16 protein-coding genes are annotated in these 16,296 nt (G+C 59.2%); 8 read left to right on the top strand and 8 right to left on the bottom strand.

The window, feature by feature from the left end:
- Window positions 1-48 precede the first annotated feature (48 nt).
- Window positions 49-492, bottom strand: coding sequence for a DUF417 family protein (locus NKI95_RS20965; RefSeq protein ID WP_352719184.1), 444 nt, complete (start codon window positions 490-492; stop codon window positions 49-51).
- Window positions 493-583: 91 nt separating this feature from the next.
- Between NKI95_RS20965 and NKI95_RS20960 the strand changes: the two genes are divergently transcribed.
- Window positions 584-1,105, top strand: a complete 522-nt coding sequence (locus tag NKI95_RS20960; RefSeq protein WP_352667981.1) for a MarR family winged helix-turn-helix transcriptional regulator — start codon at window positions 584-586, stop codon at window positions 1,103-1,105.
- Window positions 1,106-1,222: 117 nt separating this feature from the next.
- Here the strand turns inward: NKI95_RS20960 and NKI95_RS20955 are convergent, their stop codons facing one another.
- From NKI95_RS20955 to NKI95_RS20945, 3 genes are all read right to left on the bottom strand, one after another.
- On the bottom strand, window positions 1,223-3,802 hold the full coding sequence (locus tag NKI95_RS20955) for a bifunctional diguanylate cyclase/phosphodiesterase (protein ID WP_352719250.1): 2,580 nt from the start codon (window positions 3,800-3,802) through the stop codon (window positions 1,223-1,225).
- Window positions 3,803-4,287: 485 nt separating this feature from the next.
- Entirely contained in the window at window positions 4,288-5,154 is an 867-nt protein-coding gene (locus tag NKI95_RS20950) for a class I SAM-dependent methyltransferase (RefSeq protein ID WP_352719183.1), read from the bottom strand.
- A gap of 139 nt (window positions 5,155-5,293) precedes the next feature.
- On the bottom strand, window positions 5,294-6,484 hold the full coding sequence (locus NKI95_RS20945) for a glycosyltransferase family 4 protein (protein ID WP_352719182.1): 1,191 nt from the start codon (window positions 6,482-6,484) through the stop codon (window positions 5,294-5,296).
- A 495-nt stretch (window positions 6,485-6,979) separates the two neighbouring features.
- Between NKI95_RS20945 and NKI95_RS20940 the strand changes: the two genes are divergently transcribed.
- The 7 genes from NKI95_RS20940 (at window position 6,980) to NKI95_RS20910 (ending at window position 12,814) form a co-directional block, all read left to right on the top strand.
- The gene (locus NKI95_RS20940) at window positions 6,980-7,336 is read left to right on the top strand and encodes an SPW repeat protein (protein ID WP_051409696.1); all 357 of its coding nucleotides are present in this window, start codon (window positions 6,980-6,982) and stop codon (window positions 7,334-7,336) included.
- A 331-nt stretch (window positions 7,337-7,667) separates the two neighbouring features.
- Window positions 7,668-8,483 (top strand): cytochrome c oxidase subunit II, encoded by an 816-nt coding sequence (gene coxB, locus NKI95_RS20935; RefSeq protein ID WP_352719181.1) that lies wholly within the window; start codon window positions 7,668-7,670, stop codon window positions 8,481-8,483.
- Window positions 8,484-8,574: 91 nt separating this feature from the next.
- Window positions 8,575-10,344: a cytochrome c oxidase subunit I gene (gene ctaD / locus NKI95_RS20930; RefSeq protein ID WP_352466989.1), complete on the top strand. Its 1,770-nt coding sequence runs from the start codon at window positions 8,575-8,577 to the stop codon at window positions 10,342-10,344.
- Window positions 10,341-11,045 carry a cytochrome c oxidase subunit 3 gene (locus NKI95_RS20925; protein ID WP_352719180.1) on the top strand — a complete coding sequence of 235 codons (705 nt, stop codon included), beginning with the start codon at window positions 10,341-10,343 and terminating at the stop codon, window positions 11,043-11,045. Before ctaD ends, NKI95_RS20925 begins: the two co-directional genes overlap by 4 nt.
- A 13-nt stretch (window positions 11,046-11,058) precedes the next feature.
- On the top strand, window positions 11,059-11,781 hold the full coding sequence (locus tag NKI95_RS20920; protein WP_352719179.1) for a heme-copper oxidase subunit III family protein: 723 nt from the start codon (window positions 11,059-11,061) through the stop codon (window positions 11,779-11,781).
- 10 nt (window positions 11,782-11,791) lie between these two features.
- The gene (locus tag NKI95_RS20915; RefSeq protein ID WP_352719178.1) at window positions 11,792-12,196 is read left to right on the top strand and encodes a cytochrome C oxidase subunit IV family protein; all 405 of its coding nucleotides are present in this window, start codon (window positions 11,792-11,794) and stop codon (window positions 12,194-12,196) included.
- A gap of 144 nt (window positions 12,197-12,340) precedes the next feature.
- Window positions 12,341-12,814, top strand: coding sequence for an aminoacyl-tRNA deacylase (locus NKI95_RS20910; RefSeq protein WP_352466993.1), 474 nt, complete (start codon window positions 12,341-12,343; stop codon window positions 12,812-12,814).
- Between the two features lie 62 nt (window positions 12,815-12,876).
- Here NKI95_RS20910 and NKI95_RS20905 read toward each other — a convergent pair whose 3' ends face one another.
- From NKI95_RS20905 to NKI95_RS20890, 4 genes are all read right to left on the bottom strand, one after another.
- Window positions 12,877-13,689, bottom strand: a complete 813-nt coding sequence (locus NKI95_RS20905) for a DUF2189 domain-containing protein (protein WP_352719177.1) — start codon at window positions 13,687-13,689, stop codon at window positions 12,877-12,879.
- Between the two features lie 315 nt (window positions 13,690-14,004).
- Window positions 14,005-14,937, bottom strand: coding sequence for a heme o synthase (locus tag NKI95_RS20900; protein WP_352719176.1), 933 nt, complete (start codon window positions 14,935-14,937; stop codon window positions 14,005-14,007).
- A 147-nt stretch (window positions 14,938-15,084) separates the two neighbouring features.
- Window positions 15,085-15,465, bottom strand: a complete 381-nt coding sequence (locus tag NKI95_RS20895) for a c-type cytochrome (protein WP_352719175.1) — start codon at window positions 15,463-15,465, stop codon at window positions 15,085-15,087.
- Between the two features lie 187 nt (window positions 15,466-15,652).
- Window positions 15,653-16,177: a hypothetical protein gene (locus NKI95_RS20890; RefSeq protein WP_352719174.1), complete on the bottom strand. Its 525-nt coding sequence runs from the start codon at window positions 16,175-16,177 to the stop codon at window positions 15,653-15,655.
- Between the last annotated feature and the right edge of the window lie 119 nt (window positions 16,178-16,296).

The raw sequence follows: 16,296 nt of genomic DNA, 5'->3' as shown, positions 1-16,296 counted from the left end.
TTGTTGAAGTCCGCTGACGGATTGCCTGGCTGCTTACGCCGCTATCATTCAAAGCGAAGACACGCGCGGCTTTGTGGCCTCCAAGGCCTCACCAGCGGACCAAAGCGCAACCCCGAGAAGGGTCAGGTCCTTGACGATGAAGGCGCCAAGCGCCGGGTCGAGTTGCGGCGTGGTGACGAGGAAACTCAGCGTGACCACCAGCGAGGCAGCGATGCCGTAACTGCCAATTGCCGAGACCCATGGCGTAAAGGGACGCGAGGCCATCATGAGAGCCAAGGCGATCTCCACAACGCCGATGAGGTCCGAGGACAGCTGCTGATTAAGCAGTCCGGGGAGCCAGAATAAGAACGGGCTGTGAACAAGCAACGGATGAATCGCCGTCGCTTCGGCCGCAGTGAACTTCGCCACTCCGAACAACGCGAAAAATAGGACAACGCTATATCGAGCTACCACCTGCCCTGCCACCAGGGTCCATTTCTGCAAAGTTGTCATGACTTTTTTCCTTGATAAGTGCGTGCTACACGCACATAATAAGTCATATAATCGCTAGCGCCGTCAACCCCTCATGATAAAGACTGCCGCCATGACACGTTTGAGAACCGCCAATATGCTTGCCGCCTTCGCTGGCGAAATCGCTGAACGCGTGGACGCGACCCTCAAAAGTCACCCCAACCAAACCGACTCTGCCTCAGCTGCGCTCAACATCATGGGCTTTTGGGAGGGCATCACCAACGCGCAGCTCGCGCGGGCGCTAAACCTCTCGCACACTGCGACGGTGCGTCTGGTCGACAAGCTTGAGGCTCAGGGTTTCGTCGAAGCTCGCAAGGGTGAAGACAAGCGTGCTACGCACCTCCACGTCACTCCGGCCGGCCGCGAAGCCGTATTGCCCGCTCTTGTCGCACGTTGCGCGGCGGTCAACGACTATCTTGGGGTCCTCACCGCGGCTGAAGAAAAACAACTCACCGGCCTTCTCGAAAAGCTAATGCGCCCACTAGCGACGGATGCATACGGGGTCAGCCATTTTTGTCGCCTCTGCGAATTTGCGGCGTGTCCCGGGGACCAGTGCCCGATGCACGCCAACATAGAGTCTTGGCCCGAAATTTGACGGACCATGTACCTTGCGTCGCTGCTGCTGATTTGAGGTTTGTTGTTTTGAGCTTTGTTGCGCGGATGTACCGTGAGGCTCAAGGCAGGTCGGGTCGATAAACTCCGGCGCCGAGGCTCAGCTGGCCGTGCGCAGGCGCCGCGTTCGGACAAAGGTCTTAAGTCCCTCGGAATCAAACGCGTGGCCGAAGGCATAACCCTGCAATATGTCGCAGCCCAGGCCCTTGAGTATCCGTGCATGCTGCATCGTCTCGACGCCTTCCGCGACAACCTCGATACCCAGCGACTTGCCGATTTCAATGATCGACGAGACAACCTGCCTTCTCTGCGGCGATTTGACGATTGGGGTAACCAGCTGCCGATCTATCTTCAGCCGGCGAGGCTGCAACTTCAGCAAACTGACCATCGAAGCGTAGCCGGTACCAAAATCGTCTATTTCGACGTCAATCCCCAGTTCTTTTATCTGCTCGATGTTCCAGGTGACAAGATCGTCGTTCTCGTCCAGGAAAATCGACTCAACGAGCTCAAACGAAACTGTTCCTTTCTTGATATTTTGTTCTCGCAGGCTCTTGATGAGCTCTTCGTCTTGAAGGCGCCTCGCCGAGACATTGACCGACACCCGTGGAATGTTAAGTTTTGCAGCGGACCACTCTTCGAAATCCGAAAGCGATTGCTTCAATATGGCTTGATCGATGATCGAGACGACGTTCAGTTCTTCTGCAATCCTCAGGAAGACGTCGGGCGCCAAAATACCCTTTACTGGATGTCGCCACCTCGCCAGCGCCTCAACCCCAACGATTTCGAGCGTCTTTGCGTCAAATTGGGGCTGGTAGAACGGGATGAACTCGTTGCGCTCGAGGCCGCCGAGAATTTCGTCGGCAATCCGCTTTGTATCGACGATTTCGCTTTGCATCGCGTCGGTGAAGAATTCGTATCGATTGCGCCCACGCCTCTTTGCTCGGTAAAGCGCAATATCGGCGTTCACCAGCAGGTGTTTTGCTTCGACATCTTTTCCGTTGTCGACAGCTATACCCACGCTGACGCCAAAACGGCATCGATGGCCCTGATAGTAGACGGGTTCGCGCATCTGGCTGATGACCCGATCGGCAAGCAGCGCCAGTTGCTTGGTATCGTCGCGTACCACGCACAGAACGATGAATTCGTCTCCTCCGATGCGGGCGACGAATCCTTCGTCGCCGACCTTCGATCTGAGGACTGTCGACGCGTGAACCAACATCGCGTCACCGGCGGCGTGGCCCAGCGTATCGTTGATGTGCTTGAACCGATCCAGATCGATGTGAAGCAGTGCCGCACGCCCGCCGGAGCGCCTGGCGTTTGCCGCGTAGTCTTCCAGTACCTGGTCGAGGTAGCGTCGGTTGGGCAAGCCGGTCAGCGAGTCATGAAGCGCGATGTGCTCTATGCGCGCCTTGGCCGACTCGAGTTCTGCATTTTTCGACTCGGACAGCTGTTTTGCGCGAACCAGATCCTTGTTCAGCAGGACGTCGGCAGTCACGTCCCATTCCGCGCCGATCATTTTTGGGGTGTCGTTTGCGGCCCGGTAAAGGATCGCCTTGGAGCGGACATGACGGACTTCGCCATTCGGGCGCACAATCCGGTACTCCGACAAATATGGTCGTCCGCTGGCCACCGCCCTATCGAAATCTGCATTGGCGCCAGCCAGATCATCTGGATGGATCGCTCCCGCCCAGTCTGTGTAACCCCGGTGCTCCCCCGCTGGTTTGCCATATATTTCATTGACGCGTTCATCCCATGTAAGCTCGTTGGTCGCGAGATCGTGTTCCCAAACCCCAATAGCCGAGGCTTCCAGAGCGAGTTCAAGGCGTCGTGACAATCGGCGCAATTCCGCATAATTGCGCTGTCTTTCGCCTATCAGACGACCCGTGACCAGGAAGGGGAACACAACCAAGGCCCCGGCCGTCGCCATGATCGCGCGCAGCAACCATGCATTACTTGGCGTCGAAGGCCAGCCGTTCTTGGGAATGGCAGCGAGCTGCCACGAGCCTGAAGGAAGCAAAACGTCAGCCGTCACCGGATCGCTTTTGCTGATCTCCTCATTGCCGTAGAATTGACCACCACGGTGACCGAGGGCGTCCCTGCCGATCAGCGCGACGTCGATCCCGAGATCGTCGTCAAGCATGCCGCTCGCTCTGTAAAGGCGCTGCACGTCGACAACGGCGGAAATAATGCCCCAGAACCTTTCCGTGTTGCCCGCGCTCGGCACGAAAACCGGAAAGCGGCCAATGAAGCCTTGTCCTCCCTGCTTCAGCTCGACGGGACCGGCAAGCACCAGCTTGCGTTCGTCTCGCGCCCTTAGCGCAGCCGCACGTTGCCGCTCGTTCTTGCGGTAGTCCAGGCCCATCGCCTGCTCGTTACCCTCCATCGGGTACATCAGGGAAACGACCAGATCGGGCGCGCCGGCAATATTGTTCAATTGCGAGTCGGCGCCAAACAGATTGCTCGCCAGCGAGGCGAAGCGTTGCTGTCCCATATAGGGCTCGGTCACGACCGCGGCGACCAATCCACGCACGAGTTGAAGGTTTCCGTTGATATTGCCTTCGAGCTTGGCACGGATGAGATTGACCTTGGTCAGCACGTCCGCACGGACGGCCTGGTCCGAGACGACTTTGTTCTGGTGCTCCGCGAACGCTGCGCTGATAAGTATGACGACAAGCGCGATCGCCGCCGGAATATTTGCCGACGAAAAGACGACCTCCTTGATGCCGCCGAACCTAGCGCGGAAAAAAGCCAATAGGCGATTCCTCAAGTGCCATTTCAGGTTCCCGGGTCGACCCGATGAGGAACATTAGCTTTCAATGTTTAATTTGACCTTCACGCTCCTTAGAGCTTTTGCACTTTCCGACCGTTGCTGATGTTGCAGGCCCGAGCGGCTGGAGCCAGCTGCCGATTTCCACTGCCATCGTCCCACTGATTGCGATGCGCTGGCGCCGGGGATCCAGCGTCTGCTGACCATTCGCGAGGAGATCTGATGCGAGCGGGAAACGGCGGCCGGCCGCCGTTCCCTGCTCATCTCATGGCGTTCGTCTGTGGAAGCGGACCGACAGAGAGGCCAGCTAGACCAGGCTTGCTCGGAAGATCGAGGAGCGCGAGCGCGATTGCACACTTCGACGCTCCGACCCGAGTACTCAAGAGTGTTGGCCTGGACTAGTGGCCCTCAATCGCCTTGGGAGACACAAGGTATGGTATCTTGCCGACGCTGCGCTTCGTCGCGCCAATGGAATAGGCCATCGGTATCTTGGGAGAGTTCTCGGGCAGGCCGTACATATCCTTGCCGGCCCGCACTGCAAATGAAAAGTGCTGCCACGAAACCGTGTCATGCTCATTGAGAAAATCGAGCGTCAGACCCGCTGAAATCAGCGCATTCACCACGTCACTGATCGGGTGGATCCACTCATAATAGCGAGGATGCTTCAAGATGCGGTCATCGCCGGTGTAGGTCAGTTCCTCGTTCCAGGCGAGCGGCCGAGCTATCGGCGTTCGCCAGTCGTGCTTCAATTCCAGGGCCGCGGCCTTTCGATCGCACTGAAACATCAATGGATGGCCCTCGGCCATGTAGAGGCGGCCGCCGGGTCGCAGGAGATCGGCAACCACCCGCGCCCAACGGAACACGTCGTCCAGCCAGTTTACCGAACCCCAAGTAACGTAAGCGATGTCAAAGGTCCGACCGAGCGCTTCCACCGCCTCGAACAGTGGCGCTTCCACGAAGCGCACGTCGGTGCCTGCCTTCGCAGCAAAATCCCGCGCCGCGGCGATCGCGGTCGGTGAAAAGTCGAGCCCGGTCACACTGCCCGCGCCGAGATTCTTAAGGCTGATCGTGTCAAGACCGATGTGACACTGCAGGTGGACGATATCCTTGCCGGCGATATCGCCGAGCTCGCGCGTTTCCAGCTCATAGAGATTGGATCCGCCGGCCAGCACATTCTCGATGTGGTAGCTGCCCGTTGTGTCGGTCGAGTGCAGTTCGGCCCGATCATCCCAATTAAGGCGGTTCGCGCCCAGAAACCGTTCCAAATTCCCCCTACCCCTGACTGACGCATGGTAAACAAGTCGTTAAAGTACCTTTGCAGCGAAAGTATCGCGCGTCAATCCGGACCGGGCGGCAGTGCGCCAGCGCTCGCAAAAGCCATGGCCCAGGAAGGCTTGCTGCTGATCAAAGGCTTCTGGCGCAATCGCCGCGCCCGGCGACAAGACCCCGCAGGCGCTCCCTGACGCCGCCGTCGTGGTCTGCATGTGGATTAGTCGGTTCCTCAGCCCCCGCGGCCACCATCGCGATGTTTCTGGAGAGCTCGTTTGCGGGGTCAACTGCGTCTGCTGTGCCGCTCGTGAGTGCTCGGTAGAGTGCCACATAATCGCTGCACATGCGCTCGACCGTGAACCGCTTCTCGAACGTCTGCCGCACTCGTGCGCGCTCGAGGCTGTCTATCCGCCGGAGCGCGCCCACAGCTTCCTCCACCGTATCCACGATCCATCCGGACACACCGTGATCGATGATCTCCGGGACGGCGCCACGCCGGAACGCAATCACCGGCGTACCACAGGCCATTGCTTCGATCGTTACGAGCCCGAAGGGTTCCGGCCAGTCGATCGGGAACAAAAGCGCTTTCGCATTGCCCAGAAAATCCGCCTTTTGCCGCTCATCGATCTCGCCAATGAACTCCACGTTCGAATGCCGCAGCACTTGCGGCTCGACCCTTTCCTTCCAGAACGACTGGTCCACCTTGTCGATCTTGGCGGCGATCTTCAGGGGAAACCCGGCTCGCGCTGCTATTTCTATGGCCGTTTCCGGCCCCTTTTCCGGCGAGATACGACCGAGAAATGCAAGATAGCCAGAGGTGTTCGGGTGGAATGGCAAAAGATCGCGGGGCAGGCCGTGATGCACGGTTCCAACCCAATTGACGGGCGGCATGGGCCGGCGCTGGTCGAAGGAAATCGAGACCAGGGGAACGTCGTCGAACATCGCATAAAGCTGCGCCACATCGGGCAGGTCGAGCCTGCCGTGAAGCGTGGTAACCGTTCGTCTGGCAAAATCCCGAATTATGGGGAAGTGCAGAACATCGACGTGGAAATGCAAAACTTCGAATTCATCGGCTCGCCGGCGCACCCGTTCAAGCATCATGACATGGTGCGGAACACCGTCCAGAACCCTGGGATTCAGGCGCAACGCGACCTCGCAACACGGCACCAGCTCGGCTGAGGTACGAGAATCGCCGCTGGCGAACAGCGTCACCTCGTGGCCCTGTCGGACAAGTTCTTCGGTCAGATACGACACAATTCGCTCGGTTCCACCGTAGGTTCGGGGCGGCACGGATTCGGTTAGCGGCGCGATCTGGGCTATTTTCATTTAGAAAATCTTTTCGGCGGCAACCGCCGTCTTTCAAACAAGCTTCGGCGGCAACCAAGACAAGCGAGAGCTTCCCGTTGCAAAGTATTCTATGCAGAGCGTATTTATAGTTGTGCCGTCCGTGCTCCTCCCGCGCAATTAGGTTGCCCTTATTCAATTCCTCTGGATCCAAGAACTGCGATCGCCGAGAAATGTTTCACCGGCTCGATAAAAAGACAGAATGAGCTACGCGCCGCCGCCCCGCCGCCCCTGACCAGGCAGCTTTGGATTTGCTCGATCACCATCAATTGATCCAGGCGTGTCGGTGCCCAATGGAACATAAAGCCCGGAAATCAGTTAGATAGCCGGATTTGACTGGAGTTCGCCAGATGCGCAACTCCGGCCGGGCAAGGGCACTGCCGTGACACGGAGTGAGCGGCTTCGGGCGTATCGCGCCGAACTCAGGCACCACCTTGCCGAACTCGGGAGCCATAAACGCTCCCTATGGAGGATGCCATGAACCAGTGGACAAACGCCAGGCTCTGTGACGTAGCCAACCTGATCCTTGGGGCAATTCTGTTCTTTTCTCCCTGGATCTTCGCCTTTGCGGCAGGCCCGCAGACGCAGAACGCCCTCGGCAGCGGAATCTTGATCGTCGTGCTTTCGATTGCCGCCCTCGCGGCATTTGCCGTGTGGGAAGAGTGGGTGAATCTGGTCGTCGGACTGTGGGTCCTCGTGTCTCCCTGGGTGCTTGGATTCCAGGCGACAACGGCGATGACCGTGCATGTCGTGATCGGCATTCTGGTCGCCGTCCTGGCCGCGATCGAGCTCTGGATGATGTACCAGAACCCTCCGACCCAGTCCGCCGCCTAGCAGGCGCAGCCACCCGGCGCCCTTTTTAGGCCTGACGGATCGATGGGTCGTCTGCCGGCCTCTCGGCAACAGCCGCCGGAGGCCGGATGGCAGTTTGTTTGGACGAGTCCCGAGAAGGATGGCGCATTATGGTCGGTGACAATCCGCGTTCGACGGCCAGGATTGCGGGACATCCCATTCATCCGATGCGAAGGACCGCCAGCACAGAGAAATGGTATTTTTGCCCTTCCCACAGCCGGCTCTAGAATTTTCATCGCAAATCAAGTTATGATGCACTTGGTATTTCCCGGGACGGCTTTGCGCCGCTTGGAATACCGGGAGGAACCGGGACATGGCCGTTGCGCTTGTACTCGTTCTGATAGTCGTGGGCTCGGTGTTGTTCCACTTCCTGAGCCCATGGTGGTGGACGCCGATTGCCTCAAACTGGGACTATATCGACAACACCATCATTATAACTTTCTGGATCACCGGCGTCGTCTTCGCCGCCGTGGTTCTTTTCATGGCCTATTGCGTCTTCCGCTTCCGTCATCGGGAAGGCAATCAGGCGGCATATGAACCTGAGAACAGGCGGCTCGAATCCTGGCTGACGGTCGTCACCGCGGTTGGCGTCACGGCTTTGCTGGTTCCCGGCCTGTTCGTCTGGAGCCGGTTCGTTACCGTTCCAAGCGACGCAACGGAGGTCGAAGTCGTCGGCCAGCAGTGGCAATGGAGTTTCCGCCTCCCCGGCAAGGACGGCAAGCTCGGCACATCGGACACCCGCGACGTCAACGCTGAAAATCCACTCGGCGTGATCGCCGCCGATGCCAACGGCCAGGACGATGTCGTAGTGGAAGCGGCCGACCTGCACCTCCCGGTTGGCAAACCGGTCAAGATGCTGCTCCGCTCGATCGATGTGCTGCACGATTTCTACGTGCCGGAATTCCGCGCCAAGATGGACATGATCCCGGGCTCGGTCACCTATTTCTGGTTCACTCCGACCAAGACCGGAACCTTCCAGGTCCTGTGTGCCGAACTCTGCGGCCAGGGACATCCGATGATGCATGGCGTGGTCATGGTCGATACTCAGGAAGACTATCTGGCGTGGCTTGGCCAGCAGCAGACTTTTGCGCAGCTGTCCGCGCCCCAGCAGATGGGCTCGGCAGAGTAGGAAACCGGAACGACGGCGCGCCGTCGGGATTGAAAATAGTGCGGCAAGCCCGAACTGTCGGGCTGGCCGAAAAGGGCACGGAGGTGTTCCTATGGTCGATATCACACCTGCAGATGCGGTACCGCCGGCCGAAGTCGCGGAAATGGAACTTTACCATCCGCACAGCTGGTGGACGAAATATGTCTTCTCGCAGGATGCCAAGGTCATCGCCATCCAATATTCGGCGACGGCGACGGCGATCGGCATGGTGGCGCTGGTGTTGTCCTGGCTGATGCGGCTGCAGCTCGGCTTCCCCGGCACGTTCGACTTCATCACTCCGGAAGCCTACTACCAGTTCATCACCATGCACGGCATGATCATGGTGATCTACCTGCTCACCGCACTCTTCCTGGGCGGCTTTGGCAACTATCTGATCCCGCTGATGGTTGGCGCTCGCGACATGGTCTTTCCCTATGTCAACATGCTGAGCTACTGGATCTATCTGCTCGCCGTGCTGGTCCTGGTGTCGAGCTTCTTTGCGCCCGGCGGACCGACGGGTGCCGGCTGGACGCTCTATCCGCCGCAGGCGATCATGACCGGTACGCCAGGCGGCCAGGACTGGGGCATCATCCTGATGCTCGTCTCGCTGATCCTGTTCATCGTCGGCTTTACCATGGGCGGCTTGAACTATGTCGTGACGGTGCTGCAGGGCCGCACGCGCGGCATGACGCTGATGCGCCTTCCGCTCACCGTCTGGGGTATTTTCACCGCCACGGTCATGGCTCTGCTCGCCTTCCCGGCGCTGTTCGTCGCCTGCGTGATGATGCTGCTCGACCGGGCGCTCGGCACCAGCTTCTTCATGCCGGCGATCGTCGAGATGGGCGAACAGTTGCAGCATGGCGGCGGCAGCCCGATCCTGTTCCAGCATCTGTTCTGGTTCTTCGGCCATCCCGAGGTCTACATCGTTGCGCTTCCGGCCTTCGGCATCGTGTCCGACCTGATCAGCACCCATGCGCGCAAGAACATCTTCGGCTACCGCATGATGGTCTGGGCCATCGTCGGCATCGGCGCGCTGAGTTTCGTGGTCTGGGCGCACCATATGTATGTCAGCGGCATGCATCCCTATTTCGGCTTTTTCTTCGCCACCACGACATTGATCATCGCAGTTCCAACAGCCATCAAGGTCTACAACTGGGTACTGACGCTGTGGCGCGGCGACATCCATCTCACCATACCGATGCTTTTTGCCCTGGCCTTCATCGTCACCTTCGTCAATGGCGGGTTGACCGGGCTATTCCTCGGCAATGTCGTCGTCGACGTTCCGCTGTCGGACACAATGTTCGTCGTCGCCCATTTCCATATGGTCATGGGGGTCGCCCCGATCATCGTGATTTTCGGCGCGATCTATCACTGGTATCCGAAGGTCACCGGTCGGATGCTGAACGAGACACTGGGCCGGTTCCATTTCTGGGTCACCTTCCTCGGCGCCTATCTGATCTTCTTTCCCATGCACTATCTCGGCTTGATGGGCGTGCCGCGGCGCTACAACGAATTGACCGACATGACGGTGATGACGGAATCGGCCCACCACCTGAACTCGTTCATCAGCATCATGGCTTTTATCGTCGGTTTTGCCCAGATTGTGTTTCTGTTCAATCTCATCTGGAGCATCCGCCATGGCCGTGAGGCTGGCGGCAATCCGTGGCGGGCAACGACGCTTGAGTGGCAGACGCCCGAAACACCGCCCGCCCACGGCAATTTCGGCAAGGATCTGCCGATCGTCTATCGCTGGGCCTATGACTACAGCGTGCCGGGAGCCAAGGAGGACTTCATACCGCAAAACGTTCCGGGCTCCTTCGCGCCCTCCAGGGAGCCGGCATGAGCGTAATCCTGGTTTTCCTGCTCGTGATCGCCGGTATTGCTGGGTGGTGGCTTTCCCATCAGCGGCTAATGACGAAGCCGTGGCTCGAGCAAGGTATGATCGGGGATTTTGTCGCCCTGGACCGATCGGCGCTGCCGACCGCAAAGATCGGTCTCGGCGTCTTCCTTGCCGTCGTCGGCTGCCTGTTCGCGCTGTTCACCAGTGCTTACTTCATGCGCATGGCGCTGTCGGATTGGCGGCCGCTGCCCATCCCGCACCTGCTCTGGCTTAACACCGGCGTACTGGTCTTGAGCAGCATTGCGATACAGTGCGCTTCGCTCGCGGCGCGCAAGGGTCAAGTGGACATGGTCAGGCTCGGCCTCGCCACCGCTGGGCTCACAGCGCTCGTCTTCCTGATCGGACAGCTTGTGGCATGGCGGGAACTGAGTGCGGACGGCTATTTTCTGGCGTCCAATCCGGCCAACAGCTTCTTCTACCTGCTAACGGGAATGCATGGCCTGCATATACTGGGGGGGCTGGTCGGGTTGGGCAGAACGAGCGTCGGCGCCTGGAACGGAGCGCCGCCGCACCGGCTTCGCCTCAGTGTCGAGCTGTGCGCCATGTACTGGCATTTCCTGCTTTTCGTCTGGCTCGCCATCTTTGCTCTTCTGGCCGGCTGGGCTTCGACTTTAATCGACATTTGCCGAGGGTTGCTGACCTAGGAGGAACGGGCGGATGGCAGAGACGACACTGACCCACATCGGCCGAACGGGGCCGCGCCCCCCAGGCTGGCAAGGCATCGCCGCCGACTGGTCCTCGGATCAGCGGGCGTTCAAAAACGTGTCCTGGGGCAAGGCCATGATGTGGATCTTCCTGCTCAGCGACACGTTCATCTTCGGCTGCTTCCTGCTCTCCTACATGACCGCGCGTATCTCAACACGCGTGCCGTGGCCCAATCCGAGCGAGGTCTTTGCCCTGCGCATCGGCGGCTCCGACATTCCGTTGATCCTTATCGCCATAATGACCTTCGTGCTGATCTCAAGCAGCGGAACGATGGCCATGGCGGTCAATTTCGGCTATCGCCGCGACCGCCGCAAGACTGCAGTCCTGATGCTTTTGACCGCAGCACTCGGCGCGACCTTCGTCGGCATGCAAGCCTTCGAATGGACCAAGCTGATCACCGAAGGCGTCCGGCCTTGGGGCAATCCATGGGGCGCTGCACAGTTCGGCGCATCCTTTTTCATGATTACCGGCTTCCACGGCACGCATGTGACGATCGGGGTGATCTTCCTGATCATCGTGGCGCGAAAGGTCTGGCGCGGGGACTACGACGTCGGACGGCCCGGCTTCTTCACCAGCCGGAGGGGCCGCTACGAGAACGTCGAAATCATGGGGCTTTACTGGCATTTCGTCGACCTGGTCTGGGTGTTCATTTTCGCATTTTTCTATCTTTGGTGAGAGGCAGGACATGGCTGAAGCAACCGCAAACGGCCTGGGACAGCATGCGCTGGACCGCGCCCATACCCATGATGCGACGACGACCGGCGTTACCCCGGCGGAGGTTCATCAGGAGCACCCGATCAAGCTCTATTTGGTGGTCTGGGCGTGGTTGTTCATCCTCAGCACCTGCTCCTATCTGGTCGACTATTTCGGCCTCCACGGCTATCTCAGATGGTCGCTGATCCTGATCTTCATGATCCTCAAGGCCGGGCTGATCGTCGCCATCTTCATGCACATGGCCTGGGAACGGCTGGCGCTGACATATGCGATCATCCTGCCGCCGGTGCTGGTTCTGGTGTTCGTGACGATGATGGTCTTCGAAGCGGACTACACGCTTCTCACCAGAATGGCGTTTTTCGGGGCCGGGCCCTGACATGCAATCCGGATCCAGGCCGTCCGGTCCTGGAGCCTTCGCCTTGAAACAATCCACGGCTGGTCCATTTCTGTTGGTATCGGAAACGACTGGCCATGCCGGCGTTTCCACATGCGTCGCGAACACCAGCAAGGGGCGCCCAAGATGACCATCGCAAACAGACTGAAGGACTTCATCGATAGGAAAGGAATTTCCTACGACACCGTCGAGCATCACCGCACGGCGACAAGCAGACAATCCGCCATTGCGGCACATGTGCCTGGCAGCATAATGGCCAAATCGGTTGTCGTTCACCACGACCGTGGCTACGCGCTGGCCGTGGTTCCAAGCACGCACAGGATAGAACTCGCGACATTGCAGGATGTCATGGACAAGCCCCTTGGATTGGCCTCTGAAGACGAGGTGGTCTCGTTGTTCGGCGATTGCGACGTCGGCGCCGTGCCGCCGATCGGCGCTGCCTATGATGTGCCGGTGGTCCTCGACGAAAGCCTCGGCGACGCTCCCGAAGTCTATTTCGAGGGCGGCGACCACAAGACGCTTGTGCATGTGAGCGGCAAAGATTTCCGCGACCTGACAAAGGACGCGCGCCAGGCCCGTTTCAGCCACCCCGCCTATTGAAAGCTCTGCCCCACCCTGCCCGCACCGGCATTTCGCCGGTACGGGCACGGCAGGTTTTCAGCTCACGGTCTGGTGGCCGGCGGCGATTCCACAACTTTCCGATAGACATGCCAGGTGGCATGACCAAGGATCGGCAGCACGACTGCCAACCCGGCGAACACTGGCAGCGAGCCGATGATCAGGGCGACGGCGACGATAAGGCCCCACACCGCCATCACGATCGGGTTGGCCAGGACAACGCGCACCGAGGTGTGGATGGCTTCGTAGGCCCCGACATCGCGGTCGAGCAACAACGGGAATGCGACGACCGTGGTGCACAACACAACCGCGGCGAACACGAAGCCGATGGCGTGACCCAGGATGATGAGCGTCCAGCCGCGTCCCGTGGCGAATATTTCACTGATGAAGCTGGACAGCGATTGCGGTGGCGCCGGGCCGAACAGGGTCTGATAGAAAATCTGGGCCGTCAAAAGCCAGGCGATGAAGATCGCAAGCAGCATGATGCCGACCGCTGCAATAGCCGGCAGTGCCGGAGAACTCCTGACCTCAAAGGCGTGTCTCCACGAGGCATCGAGCCCGGCTTCCCGTCGCCGGCTGATCTCATAGAGGCCGATCGCCGCGAACGGACCAATCAGTGCAAAGCCGGACACAAGCGGAAACAGCAATGGCAGCGTGTTGTTGCCTGATGTCCAGACAGCAAGCACGATTCCCGCAAGCGGATAGATCAGGCAGAGAAAAACGATGTGCGACGGCTTGACCATAAAATCATCGACCCCACGCCTGAGCGCATCAAAAAGATCGGAGACACCGATTTTTCGAACTCTGGTGTGTTCCAGCGTCTCGCTGGCACCTGCTATCACGTGAAAGCTTGCCATGACCATTCCTCCAGACCAGGTCCGGTAAGGTCGCGTTTTACTGTGCTGCCGTTCTGCATGATTGGCCCACGCAAACCGCGACCTGCACCATGATCAATATACTCTCATGCGGGGGACTTGTCGCGCTTTGTAGGAAGGCCGGGAGTAAGGGTCCCGGGTAGCCTGACTAGCTCCAGACGCCGTTTTTCGATATGCTCTTCTAGTCGAAGGTGAAGGTCATGGATGGAAGGACAGTTCTCATACTCGGCCTTGGCGTCGTTATTCTGCTGTTGCTGGGATTTTGTGCTCTGCCGACGTGATGTTTTGGAGCAGGTGTCAATAGCCGGCTGACGCGACCACTCGCATTACAATGGTGTCGGCAAGCAGCGCCGCAAAGATTGCGAAAAGATAGACAATCGAATACGCAAACAGCGCCTTTGCCGGCTTCATCTCCTTGTCGGCGACGAGAACCTTCCAGGCCTGCCAAATGAAACCTGCGCCCAATGCGGCTGAAACAGTGCCGTAATATCCGCTCGCGAAGCCAAAGCCCCAAGGGAGAACGCCGATTGGCGCCAAGAGCAGCGAATAGGCGAAGATTTGTTTTCTGGTCGAGTGCTGGCCGGCCACATTCGGCATCATCGGGATACCCGCCGCGGCATAGTCGCCGACCTTGAAAAGGGCCAGCGCCCAGAAATGAGGCGGCGTCCAGAGGAAAATGATCAGAAACAGGATGAGACTTTCAATACCGATAGCGCCGGTTGCAGCCGCCCACCCGATCACCGGAGGAAGGGCGCCTGCCGCGCCGCCTATGACGATGTTCTGTGGCGTCGAGCGCTTCAGCCACATTGTGTAGATAACGACGTAGAAAAAAATGGTGAACGCCAACAGCGATGCGGCAAGCCACCCCACCAGCACGCCGAGCGTCATGACCGACAGTGCGGAAAGCACCAGACCGAAGCCGAGAGCTTCGCCAGGCGTGACGCGACCGGACGGAATTGGTCGCTTGGACGTGCGAGACATCAAGGCGTCTATGTCTGCGTCGTACCACATATTGAGCGCGCCGGCGGCTCCTGCTCCGACCGCAATTGCGCCGATGGCGATTACGGCGATAACTGGATTCATTACGCCGGGCGCCATCATCAGGCCGACGAAGGCGGTAAAAACGGCAAGCGCCATGACTCGCGGTTTCAAAAGCGCAAAGAAATCACCCGCCGTCGCCTCCGAGAGGCGGATGCCGGTATCCTTGAGACGGCTTTCTTCAGTCGACATTCAGACGACCACCGATGGGAACGGCAGCCTAGCCGGCCAATGTCTTTTTTGCAACGAGCCGCCTCCCCACCTGACGCTGCCGGCAGATTGCGGCCGAGGCTATGCCTCGACCTGTTTGCGATACCAAGATCCGGCGGAAGAGCCGCGTTATTTGGAGAATTGCTTCAGGTAGGCAATGACATTGGCGATGTCCTCGTCTTTCTTGAGGCCGACAAACGCCATCTTCGTTCCTTTGACCATCGCTTTCGGATCGTGAAGGTAGGTGGTCAGCGTGGCCTCATCCCATTTGACGCCGGACTTGCCGGCCTCGGTCATCGCCTTGGAATAGCTGAACCCCGGATGCGTCCCGGCCGTTCGGCCGATGACGCCGTTCAAGGACGGACCGATCTTGTTCTGGTCCTTGTCTGCCACGTGGCAGACCTTGCATTTGGCGAAGACCTTCTCACCCGCCGCGGCATCCTGGGCCCACGAGGGGCCGGCAATGACGGTCGCGACGGACATGACGATAAAAAACACAATGGCACGCATGGCATTTCCTCCCTGATCGCCAATTTGCCCTGGCTGACCTGCACAGGCCGACATCTAGTCCGCTGGCATGCGCTCTTGAATGGCAGAACGGATATCCACTGCCTGGAGTTGCGGCACCTACATACCACAGAACCCGGCCGGCAGGTAGAGTTCGATCATTGAATGGATTAATGCGGATAATCCGCGCTCAAGGCAATTTGGTGTTGCAGGTGGTGGCGATCCGGCCGACCGCCTCTTCAACTCCGGCTAGGTCAAACTCGGCTTTGCCGCGCCCCGACAGCAGCCCGAACCGCCAGGACAGCAGCAGCCGGTCCGCGGAAATCAGTCGCCTGATGCCGTCGGCACCGTCGCGGACCAGCATCCTGCTGCGCGGGCCGACCGACCAGCTTTCGTTGAGCTTGCCGGATTGGCCGACAGTCACCGACATGGCGATGGTTCGGCTGGCGGAAACGGTGTCGCTCAGCTGCAGCCATTCGCTCCAACGCGGTTCGCCGGCGGTCCGGCAGGCGATCGTCAATACCGGGCTGTAACTCAATGCGCCGCCGCCGGTGATGAGCTTGTTGGTCGCGTAAAGCGAGGCGGTGACAAGGCCATCGCTGGTCTTGTCGAACCGCCAGTTGTCGAGAACCGTATCAGCCTGAGCGATCCCGCAGACCGACGCAAGCAGGAATGCCGCCGCCATCACGCTTCCGATACCGAAGAACTGTCTCAACGATGCCTCCAACAACCGCTGCGGTCAGCAACCCTGCGCAGATAATCATCAAAGCTTCGTATCGCCACCTCGACCGCCAGATGCGTGAAATCCGTTGCGTCTGCGCCACAACGAAAAAG

Origin of the sequence: Mesorhizobium sp. M0306, assembly GCF_040321655.1 — a bacterium.
GTDB lineage: Bacteria > Pseudomonadota > Alphaproteobacteria > Rhizobiales > Rhizobiaceae > Mesorhizobium.
Note: the sequence above shows the minus strand (reverse complement) of the source record. Positions and strands in the feature narration are given on the sequence as shown.